Annotated in this window: 9 protein-coding genes and 1 rRNA gene; all 10 read left to right on the plus strand. The window is 68.9% G+C overall.

Going from position 1 to position 11,599, the window contains the following annotated elements:
* Window positions 1-2,251: phenylalanine--tRNA ligase subunit beta (pheT, locus tag Q0D57_RS00590; RefSeq protein ID WP_291036620.1), on the plus strand; the 2,251-nt coding region annotated here is incomplete at its 5' end.
* Window positions 2,252-2,279: 28 nt separating this feature from the next.
* Window positions 2,280-3,326 (plus strand): N-acetyl-gamma-glutamyl-phosphate reductase, encoded by a 1,047-nt coding sequence (gene argC, locus Q0D57_RS00595; protein ID WP_291036622.1) that lies wholly within the window; start codon window positions 2,280-2,282, stop codon window positions 3,324-3,326.
* The gene (gene argJ / locus Q0D57_RS00600) at window positions 3,323-4,483 is read left to right on the plus strand and encodes a bifunctional glutamate N-acetyltransferase/amino-acid acetyltransferase ArgJ (protein ID WP_291036626.1); all 1,161 of its coding nucleotides are present in this window, start codon (window positions 3,323-3,325) and stop codon (window positions 4,481-4,483) included. The genes argC and argJ overlap by 4 nt, the downstream gene beginning before the upstream one ends.
* The gene (argB, locus tag Q0D57_RS00605; RefSeq protein ID WP_291036628.1) at window positions 4,483-5,475 is read left to right on the plus strand and encodes an acetylglutamate kinase; all 993 of its coding nucleotides are present in this window, start codon (window positions 4,483-4,485) and stop codon (window positions 5,473-5,475) included. Before argJ ends, argB begins: the two co-directional genes overlap by 1 nt.
* Before the next feature lie 41 nt (window positions 5,476-5,516).
* Window positions 5,517-6,725 (plus strand): acetylornithine transaminase, encoded by a 1,209-nt coding sequence (locus Q0D57_RS00610; protein ID WP_291036630.1) that lies wholly within the window; start codon window positions 5,517-5,519, stop codon window positions 6,723-6,725.
* A gap of 29 nt (window positions 6,726-6,754) precedes the next feature.
* The gene (argF, locus tag Q0D57_RS00615) at window positions 6,755-7,714 is read left to right on the plus strand and encodes an ornithine carbamoyltransferase (protein WP_291036632.1); all 960 of its coding nucleotides are present in this window, start codon (window positions 6,755-6,757) and stop codon (window positions 7,712-7,714) included.
* Window positions 7,714-9,165: an argininosuccinate lyase gene (gene argH, locus Q0D57_RS00620; protein WP_291036635.1), complete on the plus strand. Its 1,452-nt coding sequence runs from the start codon at window positions 7,714-7,716 to the stop codon at window positions 9,163-9,165. The genes argF and argH overlap by 1 nt, the downstream gene beginning before the upstream one ends.
* Window positions 9,162-9,335: a hypothetical protein gene (locus Q0D57_RS00625; RefSeq protein ID WP_291036637.1), complete on the plus strand. Its 174-nt coding sequence runs from the start codon at window positions 9,162-9,164 to the stop codon at window positions 9,333-9,335. Before argH ends, Q0D57_RS00625 begins: the two co-directional genes overlap by 4 nt.
* A gap of 10 nt (window positions 9,336-9,345) precedes the next feature.
* Window positions 9,346-9,981, plus strand: coding sequence for a DNA-3-methyladenine glycosylase (locus Q0D57_RS00630; protein WP_291036639.1), 636 nt, complete (start codon window positions 9,346-9,348; stop codon window positions 9,979-9,981).
* A gap of 475 nt (window positions 9,982-10,456) precedes the next feature.
* Window positions 10,457-11,599, plus strand: a 16S ribosomal RNA gene (locus tag Q0D57_RS00635); the annotation flags it as partial.

Raw genomic sequence — 11,599 nt, forward strand, 5'->3', positions numbered from 1 at the left:
CAACTTCTTCGAGGGTGACAAGGTCGTGGTGACGCTCCCGGGAGCGGTCCTGCCCGGCGACTTCCACATCGCCCCGCGGAAGACCTACGGCCACGTCTCCGACGGCATGATCGCCTCGGCGCGCGAGCTCGGCCTCGGTGAGGACCACGACGGCATCCTGCGCCTGGCGACGCTCGGCCTCGACCCCGAGGTGGGCACGGATGCCATCGCGCTGCTCGGTCTCGACGACGCGGCCGTCGAGGTCAACGTCACGCCGGATCGCGGCTACGCGTTCTCCATCCGCGGCATCGCCCGCGAGTACTCGCACTCCACCGGTGCGGCCTTCCGCGACCCCGTCGACCGCGTCACCACCGCGACCGGCACCGGATTCCCCGTGGCCATCCACGACGAGGCGCCCATCCGAGGCCGCGTCGGCGCCACGGTGTTCGTCACGCGCGTGGTGCGCGAGGTGGATCCGACCAGGCCGTCGCCCGCGTGGCTGGTCTCCCGGCTCAAGCTCGCCGGCATCCGCTCGATCTCGCTCGTGGTCGATATCACCAACTACGTCATGCTCGAGTTCGGCCAGCCGCTGCACGGCTACGACCTGGATGCGCTCACCGGCGGCATCACGGTGCGCCGGGCGAATGAGGGGGAGACCCTCGAGATGCTCGACGGCCAGACCAGGAAGCTCGACCCCGAGGACCTCGTGATCGCCGACGAGAGCGGCGCCATCGGCCTGGCCGGCGTGATGGGCGGGGCCGCCACCGAGATCGGCGACGGCACCACGAACGTGCTCATCGAGGCCGCGAACTTCGACCCCGTGTCGATCGCCCGCACCGCCCGCCGGCACAAGCTGCCGAGCGAGGCGTCGCGCCGGTTCGAGCGCGGTGTCGACCCCAAGGTGGCCGAGGCGGCAGCCGCCCGAGCGGTGGAGCTGGTCGAGTCGCTCGCCGGCGGCCGGGCCGACGGTCTCGGATCGCTGCACCACGAGCATGCCGAGCCGGGTGCCGTGATGGTGCCGTTCGGCTACGTCTCGGGGCTCGTGGGCGTCGACTTCACCGACGACGAGATCACGGGCTCGCTCGCCGAGATCGGTGCGACGGTCGAGGAGACCGCCGCCGGGCTCGTCGTGGTGCCGCCGTCGTGGCGTCCCGACCTCACCGACAAGGCCTCGCTCGCCGAGGAGGTGGCCCGCATCGTGGGCTACGACCGCATCCCGAGCATCCTGCCGGTCGCCCCTCCCGGGCGCGGTCTCTCGGTCTCGCAGGTGACCCGTCGCCGCGTGGCCGAAGTGCTGGCCGCCGGCGGCCTCACCGAGGTGCTCGCGTACCCCTTCATCGGCACCGCCATGAACGCGGCCTTCGGCAGTGCCGACGGCAGCGAGGTCCCGGCCATCCGCGTGGCCAACCCGCTCGACTCCGAAGCGGCGCTCCTCCGCACCTCCCTCATCCCGGGCCTCATCGAGATCGCGCGCCGCAACCTCTCGCGTGGGCTCACCGACCTCGCGCTGTTCGAGCTCGGGCTCGTGTTCTCGCCCGAGGCCGGCCGCAGCTACGGCCAGGCCGCCCTGCCTCTCGGCGCGCGCCTGCCGAGCGCCGACGAGCTCGGCGAGCTGCACGGCGGCATCCCGCCGCAGCCCCGCCATGTGGGTGTGCTCGTGCTCGGCAACGCCGTCGACAAGCAGCCCGGGCAGCCGGCGGTGCCCGCGGGCGTCGCCGACGTGCTCGACGTCGTCGCGCTGCTCGAGTCGGCCCTCGCCGTCGAGCTCCGGATCGCGCAGGGCTCGCACCAGTCGATGCACCCGGGCCGCACCGCCGAGCTCTTCATCGAGACCGCCGAGGGCGAGCTCTCCGTCGGCTTCGCGGGCGAACTGCTGCCCGCCCTCGCCGCCGAGCTCGACCTGCCGCGCGTGGTGGCAGTCGCCGAGCTCGATCTCGACGTGCTGATCGCCGCGGCGGGCACGACGATCGACGTGGCGCCCATCAGCGGCTTCCCCGCCGCCACCCAGGACCTCTCACTCGTCGTCGCGGCCGATGTGCCGGCCGGGGACGTGCAGCGCGCGGTCACCGAGGGCGCGGGGGAGCTCCTCGAGAGCATCCGCCTGGTCGACGACTACCGCGGCGGCGGGCTCCCGGAGCACTCGAAGTCGCTCACCTTCGCGCTGCGATTCCGCGCTCCGGACCGCACGCTCACCGCGGCCGAGGCGAGCGACGCCAAGCTCGCGGGCGCCGCGCGCGCGGCCGAGCTCCACGCCGCCGCCATCCGGGAGTAGCCCGCTGCACACGCACTAGATTGGATCCATGGTCTACACAGTCGCGATCGCGGGAGCGAGCGGATACGCCGGTGGCGAGGTGCTGCGGCTGCTCGCCGCGCACCCGGAGTTCGAGGTGCGCACGGTCACCGCGAACAAGAACGCCGGCCAGCGCCTGATCGACGTGCAGCCGCACCTGCGTTCCTATGCCTCGCTCGTGCTGCAGGAGACCGACGTCGAGACCCTGAAGGGCCACGACGTGGTCTTCCTGGCGCTCCCGCACGGGCACTCGGGTGCGCTCGCGGCGGAGCTCGGCGACGCGAGCCTCGTGATCGACTGCGGCGCCGATCACCGCCTCACGAGCGCCTCGGCCTGGGAGACCTTCTACAAGTCGGAGTACCACGGCTCGTGGCCGTACGGCCTGCCCGAGCTCGTGCTCGCCGACGGCGGAAAGCAGCGCTCGAACCTCGAGGGCGTCTCGCGCATCGCGGTGCCCGGCTGCAACGTGACCGCGGTGAGCCTCGGGCTCGCTCCCGGTCTCCGTGCGGGCGTCATCCAGCCCGTCGACCTCGTCGCGGTGCTCGCCGTCGGCCCCTCGGGTGCCGGCAAGACCCTCCGCACCGACCTCCTCGCGAGCGAGATGCTCGGCTCGGCGCACGCCTACGGAGTCGGCGGAGTGCACCGCCACGTGCCCGAGATCGTGCAGAACCTCAGCGGCGCTTCGGGTGAGACGGTGACCGTCTCGTTCACCCCCGTGCTCGTGCCGATGGCGCGCGGCATCATCGCGACCTCCACGGCCAGGCTCGAACCCGGGGTGAGCGCCGCCGACGTGCGCTCCGCCTGGGAGCTCGCCTACTCCGACGAGCCGTTCGTGCACCTGCTGCCCGAGGGGCAGTTCCCGCGGGTCGCCGACACCCTGGGCGCCAACACGGCGCTCATCGGCATCGCCGTCGACGAGGCCGCCGAGCGCGTGGTCACCGTCACCGCCCTCGACAACCTCGTGAAGGGCACGGCCGGAGCCGCCATCCAGTCCGCCAACATCGCCCTCGGCATCCCCGAGCAGACCGGCCTCGCCGTGAACGGAGTCGCCCCGTGAGTGTCACCTTCCCCGCCGGATTCGAAGCGGCCGGCGTGGTCGCGGGCTTGAAGTCCACCGGCGCTCGCGACCTCGCCCTCGTCGTCAATCGCGGCCCCAAGTCGGCAGCAGCCGCCGTCTTCACGTCCAACCGCGCCAAGGCCAACCCGGTCATCTGGTCCGAGCAGGTCGTTCGCGACGGCCGCGTCGAGGCCGTCGTGCTCAACTCCGGCGGCGCCAACTGCTTCACGGGTGCCTTCGGCTTCCAGACCACCCACGCCACGGCCGAGGCCGTCGCGGCGGCGCTCGACGTGTCGGCCTCCGACGTGCTCGTCTGCTCGACGGGCCTGATCGGCGTGGGCGACCAGGTCTTCCGTGACAAGATCCTCGACAACGTGCCCGTCGCCGCCGGCGAGCTCTCGGCCGAGGGCGGGGCGGATGCCGCGCTCGCCATCATGACGACCGATTCGAAGCCCAAGGAGGCCGTGGTCTCCTCACCGGCCGGGTGGTCGATCGGCGGCATGGCCAAGGGCGCCGGAATGCTCGCGCCGGGGCTCGCCACGATGCTCGTGGTCGTCACGACCGACGCCGACCTCGACGCCGAGACGCTCGACCGGGCACTCCGCGCCGCCACCCGCGTCACTTTCGACCGGGTCGACTCCGACGGCTGCATGTCGACCAACGACACCGTCGCCCTGCTGGCGTCGGGCGCCTCCGGAGTCGTCGCCGACGAGGCGGAGTTCACCGAGGCCATGACCGCCCTCTGCCGCGACCTCGCGCTGCAGCTCCAGGCCGACGCCGAGGGCTCGAGCCACGACATCGCGATCGAGGTCGTGCACGCCGCCACGGAGGACGAGGCGGTGGTGGTCGGCCGTGCCGTCTCGCGCAGCAACCTCCTGAAGGCCGCCATCTTCGGCAACGATCCCAACTGGGGCCGCGTGCTCGCGGCCCTCGGCACGACGGATGCACAGTTCGACCCGTACGAGATCGACGTCTCGATGAACGGGGTCATGGTCTGCCGCCGCGGAGAGCCGGGCGACGACCGCGAGCTCGTCGACCTCACACCCCGGGCCACGCACATCCTGATCGACCTCAAGTCGGGCGACGCCACCGCGACGATCTGGACCAACGACCTCACGCACGACTACGTGCACGAGAACAGCGCGTACGCCAGCTGATGGGCACCGAATCCCCGCGGTCCCCGTCGTCGGAGCCCGAGTACTCGCAGTCCGAGGCCGAGCTCGCGCACGTCAAGGCCGACACGCTGATCGAGTCGCTGCGCTGGCTGAAGCGCTACCACGGCCAGATCATCGTGGTGAAGTTCGGCGGCAACGCCATGGTCGACCCCGACCTGCAGCGCACCTTCGCGGAGGACATCGTGTACCTCCGCTACGCCGGCATCCGCCCGGTCGTCGTGCACGGCGGCGGTCCCCAGATCTCGAAGATGCTCGACCGACTGGGCATCGAGAGCGAGTTCCGAGGCGGCTACCGCGTCACGAGCCCCGAGGCGATGGACGTGGTGCGGATGGTGCTCACCGGCCAGATCAGCCGCGACATCGTGAGCCACATCAACGAGCACGGCCCGCTGGCCGCCGCCCTCTCGGGCGAAGACGCGGGACTCTTCGAGGGCAGGCGCCGCGGGGTCGAGATCGACGGCGAGCTCGTCGACCTGGGACTCGTCGGCGATGTCATCGGCGTCAACCCGGAGGGTGTCATCGCGCAGCTCGACGCCGGCCGCATCCCGGTGGTCTCCTCGGTGGCGCCGGACGTCGACGCACCGGGCCAGGTGCTCAACGTCAACGCCGATGCCGCGGCCGCCGCCCTCGCCGTCTCCCTCGGCGCCGCCAAGCTCGTCATCCTCACCGATGTCGCGGGGCTCTACAGCGACTGGCCGAACCGCGACTCGCTCGTCTCGGTCATCGAGAGCGAGGAGCTCCGAGCCCTGCTGCCCTCGCTCGAATCGGGCATGATCCCCAAGATGGCCGCCTGCCTCGAGGCGGTCGACGGGGGAGTGCCCAAGGCCGCCATCATCGACGGCCGCGAGCCGCACTCCATCCTGCTCGAGGTCTTCACCCGGGGCGGCGTCGGCACCGAGGTGATCGGCACCGAGGTGATCGGCACCGAGGTGATCGATTCACCGGCCGCCCCTGCTCCCTCCCCGGCACCCTGACCCTGCAGCATCCCCGACCCGACACTGAACCGGAGGACCCCGTGCCCGGACCCGAGACCACGACCGTGACCGAGACGTCCTGGAAGGACCGCTTCGACACGTCGATCATGCGCACCATGGGCATGCCCCTGCGCTACCTCGTGCGCGGCGAGGGAGCCTACGTCTGGGATGGCGACGGCAACGAGTACCTCGACTTCCTCGCGGGCATCGCGGTCAACTCGCTCGGCCACGCGCATCCGGTGTTCGTCGAGGCGGTCACCCGTCAGGCCTCCACGCTCGCGCACGTCTCGAACTACTTCTCGACCCCGCCGCAGCTCGAGCTCGCCGAGCGCCTCACGCGCCTCACCGGGGCGGGCCAGGGCGGCCGGGCCTACTTCTGCAACTCCGGTGCCGAGGCCAACGAGGCGGCCTTCAAGCTCGCCCGCCTGAACTCGCACGGGCAGCGCACGCGCATCGTCGCCCTCACCAATGCGTTCCACGGCCGCACCATGGGGGCGCTCGCGCTCACCGGCAAGCCCGCCATGCGCGAGCCGTTCGAGCCCGTGCCCGGGGGAGTGGAGCACATCGACACCACGCTCGAGGCGCTCGAGGCCGCGATCGACGACACGGTCGCCGCGCTCTTCCTCGAGCCCATCAAGGGCGAGGCCGGCGTGCTCGAGCTGCCCGAGGGCTTCCTGCAGCGCGCCCGTGAGCTCACCGAGCAGCACGGCGCGCTGCTCATCCTCGACGAGATCCAGACGGGGGTGGGGCGCACGGGCACCTGGTTCTCGTACATGAACGCGGGCGTGGTCCCGGATGCCGTCACCATCGCCAAGGGCATGGCCGGCGGCTTCCCGATCGGCTCGCTCGTGACCTTCGGCTGGGCCTCGGACCTGTTCTCCCGTGGTCAGCACGGCAGCACCTTCGGCGGCAATCCGCTCGCCGCGGCGACCGCCAACGCCGTGCTCGGCGAGATCGAGTCGGCGGGGCTGGTGGAGAACGCCGCCCGCCGCGGCGCCGAGATCCGGGACATCATCGCGCGGATCGACTCTCCCTTCGTCTCCGAGATCCGCGGACAGGGTCTCCTCATCGGGGTGGGGCTCAACGAGCCGATCGCGGGCCGGATCGCCGAGGCCGCGCTCGAGAACGGCCTCATCATCAACGCACCGAACGACTCGAGCCTGCGCATCGCGCCACCGCTCATCATCGGCGACGACGAGGTGCGCGAATTCGGTGTGCGTCTCGGCCGCGCGTTCGAATCGCTATCCTGATCCTTTCGACACCGATCCCCGAGGCGAGCATGACCAGGCACTTCCTTCGCGACGACGACATCACTCCGGCCGAGCAGAGCACCATCCTCGACCTCGCGGTGCGCCTGAAGCGAGACCGCTTCCAGGCCCGCCCGCTCGAGGGGCCGCAGACGGTGGCGGTGATCTTCGACAAGTCCTCCACCCGCACCAGGGTGTCGTTCGCCGTCGGCATCGCCGATCTCGGCGGCATCCCGCTCATCATCTCGACCGCGTCGAGCCAGCTGGGCGGCAAGGAGACGGCGTCCGACACCGCGCGCGTGCTCGAGCGCCAGGTGGCCGCCATCGTGTGGCGCACCTACGCCCAGTCGGGCCTCGAGGAGATGGCCGCGGGCACCCGGGTGCCGGTGGTCAACGCGCTGTCGGACGACTTCCACCCCTGTCAGCTGCTCGCCGACTTCCTGACCATCCGCGAGCACCGCGGCGACCTCGCGGGCCTCACGGTCTCCTTCCTCGGCGACGGCGCGAGCAACATGGCGCAGTCCTACCTGCTGGCCGGCGCCACCGCCGGCATGCACGTGCGGATAGCGTGCCCGGCCGAGTACTCGCCCGCCCCCGACGTGGTCGCGGCCGCCGAGGCGCGCGCCGCCGAGACGGGCGGTTCGATCTCGGTGATCTCGGATCCGGCCGCAGCGGCCGACGGCGCCGACGTGATCGTCACCGACACCTGGGTCTCGATGGGCAAGGAGGACGAGAAGGCGGCGCGCGTGAAGACGTTCGGCGGCTACCAGGTCGACACCGCCCTGATGGCGCGGGCGAAGGACGACGCGCTCTTCCTGCACTGCCTGCCCGCCGATCGCGGCTACGAGGTCGCGGCCGACGTGATCGACGGCCCGCAGAGCGTGATCTGGGACGAGGCGGAGAACCGCCTGCACGCCCAGAAGGCGCTGCTGGTCTGGCTCTTCGAGCAGAACGACGCCGACACCGCTCCGGCGCGGAAGGCGGGCTTCTGATGACCGACGATCTGAGCAACCGGGCCGCGGAGGCCGGCGCGCTCTGGGGAGGCCGCTTCTCCGGCGGGCCCGCTCCGGAGCTCGCCGAGCTGAGCCGGTCCACGCACTTCGACTGGCAGCTCGCGCAGTACGACATCGCGGGCTCCCGCGCCCACGCCCGGGCGCTCGCCCGGGCCGGTTACCTCTCCGCTGAGGAGCTTGCCGGCATGCTCGGCGCACTCGACCAGCTGGCCGACGCGGTCGACAGCGGGGCCTTCAGCCCCGAGCCCACCGACGAAGACGTGCATTCGGCCCTCGAGCGCGGCCTGATCGAGTTCTCGGGGCCCGAACTGGGCGGCAAGCTGAGGGCCGGGCGCAGCCGCAACGACCAGATCGCCACGCTCGTGCGCATGCTCCTCCGAGACCACGCGGCCACGATCACACGGCTGCTCGTCGACCTGATCGACGCCACGGCGTCCCAGGCCGAGGCCCATTTCGAGGCGATCCTGCCCGGCCGCACCCACCTGCAGCACGCGCAGCCGGTGCTGCTCGCCCATCAGCTGCTCGCCCACTGCTGGCCGCTCGTGCGTGACATCGAGCGCCTCCGCGACTGGGATGTGCGTGCGAACGCCTCGCCCTACGGATCGGGTGCGCTCGCCGGCAACACCCTCGGTCTCGACGCCGAGCTCGTGGCGCACGATCTCGGCTTCGCCCACGGGGTGGAGAACTCCATCGACGGCACCGCGGCCCGAGACGTGGTGGCCGAGTTCGCCTACGTCATGGCCCAGATCGGCATCGACCTCTCCCGCTTCGCGGAGGAGATCATCATCTGGAACACCAAGGAGTTCGGCTTCGTCACGCTCTCGGACTCGTACTCCACGGGGTCGTCGATCATGCCGCAGAAGAAGAACCCCGACATCGCGGAGCTCGCGCGCGGCAAGTCGGGCAGGCTGATCGGCAACCTCGCAGGGCTGCTCGCCACGTTGAAGGGGCTCCCACTGGCGTACAACCGCGACCTGCAGGAGGACAAAGAGCCCGTCTTCGACTCGATCAAGACGCTCGAGGTGCTCCTTCCCGCCTTCACCGGCATGGTCGCCACCCTCACCTTCCACACCGAGCGGATGGCGGAGCTCGCACCGCAGGGCTTCTCGTTGGCGACCGACGTGGCCGAGTGGCTGGTCAAGCAGCACGTGACCTTCCGGGACGCCCACGAGATCACGGGATCCCTGGTGAAGTTCGCGGAGGACCACGACCTCGACCTCGACGAGCTGACGGATGAGCAGTTCGCGGCGATCTCGCCGCACCTGACACCAGCGGTGCGGGAGGTCCTCACGATCGAGGGATCGGTCTCGAGTCGCGACGGCTCCGGCGGAACCGCCGGCGTCCGCGTGCGCGAGCAGCGCGCCGCCCTGACCGAACGAGTTCGTGCGCTCGTCACCCAGACCCGCGCCATCCCGGGGAGCGGAGCATGAGCGCGGCGAAGCGGCCGACCGACTCCGGCGACCCGTCGAGGCGACCCAAGGAGGGGTTCTGGTACCGCCCGCTGTCCAAGCGCGCGACCATCGTCCTCGCCTGCGTGGCCGGCGCGATCATCGTCGGCGCGCTGATCGCCACCCCCATGCTCGGCGTCTCGCTGTTCTGAGTCGCGGGGCATGATCGACTTCGGTGCCGACGCCCTCGAGGTCGCGCCGCTCCTGCTCGGCGCCGTGCTCTCGCACGACTCCCCGGGGGGCGAAGTCGCGGTGCGCATCACCGAGGTCGAGGCCTACCTCGGGGTGGGGGTCGACCCCGGATCGCACGCCTTCCGCGGTCGTTCGAAGCGGACCGCCTCGATGTTCGGTGAACCGGGGCGGCTCTACACGTACTTCACCTACGGAATGCACGTGTGCGCCAACGTGGTCTGCTCACCCGAAGGGGAGGCATCCGCTGTGCTGCTGCGCGGGGGAGAGATCGTGAGCGGCGAGGACCTCGCCCGCGTTCGACGACCGACGGCGAAGTCGGATCACGCGCTGGCCAGGGGGCCGGCCAATCTCGTCCGGGCCCTGGGTATCACGCTCGACGAGGACGGAGCTCGTCTCGACGCGGCGCCCTTCGCTCTGACTCCGCCGACCAAGGCGGCGCGCGAGGTGGCAGCGTCGCTCCGCACGGGAGTCAGTGGTGCCGGGGGAGTGGAGCCGTTCGTCTGGAGGTTCTTCCTCGCGGGCGAGCCGACCGTCTCGCCTTACAAGCGCCATCCGAGGGCCGGATCCACGGAATCCCGGGGCGACACGCCCGGGATGCAGGCGTGATTTGCGGGGTCCGAAACATCCACGTAATCTTCTAACTCGTCACCCCACAGGTGCGGAAAGCGGAAGAGCTTACCGGCCTCAAGCGGGACATCAATCCGAACCAATTCTGATCCGGGCAGATTCTAAAAGAGCACTGGCTCTTGAAGAGTCCTGGATCGAAGCGTAGGATTAAACCCCTTCCAGATCGTTGAACTCCTCAAGTCGGTTTGACAAACGGAATGCGAATGGTAGGGTTGAGAAGTTGCCCGGAGGGCCGCCAGCTGTGGTTGGTGGGGCCGGTGCGTCCGATCCTTGAGAACTCAACAGCGTGCACAATGTCAAATGCCAAAAACCCGTTGACTGACCTTTTGGTTGGTCGCGGATTCCTTTTGGGAACCATTTAAACAAAACAAAGCAAGTCAGTAATGATTTGTTCTGTCAGTTTCAAACTTGCAAGTCAGTGAACCTATTCCGGTTGCTGGTTTGTGCGTAAACATTTACGGAGAGTTTGATCCTGGCTCAGGACGAACGCTGGCGGCGTGCTTAACACATGCAAGTCGAACGGTGAAGCAGGAGCTTGCTCTTGTGGATCAGTGGCGAACGGGTGAGTAACACGTGAGTAACCTGCCCTTGACTCTGGGATAAGCGTTGGAAACGACGTCTAATACCGGATACGAGCTGAGACCGCATGGTCATCAGTTGGAAAGAATTTTGGTCAAGGATGGACTCGCGGCCTATCAGCTTGTTGGTGAGGTAATGGCTCACCAAGGCGACGACGGGTAGCCGGCCTGAGAGGGTGACCGGCCACACTGGGACTGAGACACGGCCCAGACTCCTACGGGAGGCAGCAGTGGGGAATATTGCACAATGGGCGAAAGCCTGATGCAGCGACGCCGCGTGAGGGATGACGGCCTTCGGGTTGTAAACCTCTTTCAGCAGGGAAGAAGCGAAAGTGACGGTACCTGCAGAAGAAGCACCGGCTAACTACGTGCCAGCAGCCGCGGTAATACGTAGGGTGCGAGCGTTGTCCGGAATTATTGGGCGTAAAGAGCTTGTAGGCGGTTTGTCGCGTCTGCCGTGAAAATCCGAGGCTCAACCTCGGACTTGCGGTGGGTACGGGCAGACTAGAGTGTGGTAGGGGAGACTGGAATTCCTGGTGTAGCGGTGAAATGCGCAGATATCAGGAGGAACACCGATGGCGAAGGCAGGTCTCTGGGCCACTACTGACGCTGAGAAGCGAAAGCATGGGGAGCGAACAGGATTAGATACCCTGGTAGTCCATGCCGTAAACGTTGGGAACTAGGTGTGGGTCTCATTCCACGAGATCCGTGCCGCAGCTAACGCATTAAGTTCCCCGCCTGGGGAGTACGGCCGCAAGGCTAAAACTCAAAGGAATTGACGGGGGCCCGCACAAGCGGCGGAGCATGCGGATTAATTCGATGCAACGCGAAGAACCTTACCAAGGCTTGACATATACGAGAACGGGCCAGAAATGGTCAACTCTTTGGACACTCGTAAACAGGTGGTGCATGGTTGTCGTCAGCTCGTGTCGTGAGATGTTGGGTTAAGTCCCGCAACGAGCGCAACCCTCGTTCTATGTTGCCAGCACGTAATGGTGGGAACTCATAGGAGACTGCCG

This window comes from Herbiconiux sp., assembly GCF_023264895.1.
In the GTDB taxonomy this organism is placed as follows: Bacteria; Actinomycetota; Actinomycetes; order Actinomycetales; family Microbacteriaceae; genus Herbiconiux.

Excerpts from the sequence above, each read along its gene's own strand:
- argF (WP_291036632.1), top strand. The coding sequence starts at position 6,755 with ATGACCAGGCACTTCCTTCGCGACGACGACATCACTCCGGCCGAGCAG.
- argH (WP_291036635.1), top strand. The coding sequence starts at position 7,714 with ATGACCGACGATCTGAGCAACCGGGCCGCGGAGGCCGGCGCGCTCTGG.
- Q0D57_RS00630 (WP_291036639.1), top strand. The coding sequence starts at position 9,346 with ATGATCGACTTCGGTGCCGACGCCCTCGAGGTCGCGCCGCTCCTGCTC.
- argB (WP_291036628.1), top strand. The coding sequence starts at position 4,483 with ATGGGCACCGAATCCCCGCGGTCCCCGTCGTCGGAGCCCGAGTACTCG.
- argC (WP_291036622.1), top strand. The coding sequence starts at position 2,280 with ATGGTCTACACAGTCGCGATCGCGGGAGCGAGCGGATACGCCGGTGGC.
- Q0D57_RS00625 (WP_291036637.1), top strand. The coding sequence starts at position 9,162 with ATGAGCGCGGCGAAGCGGCCGACCGACTCCGGCGACCCGTCGAGGCGA.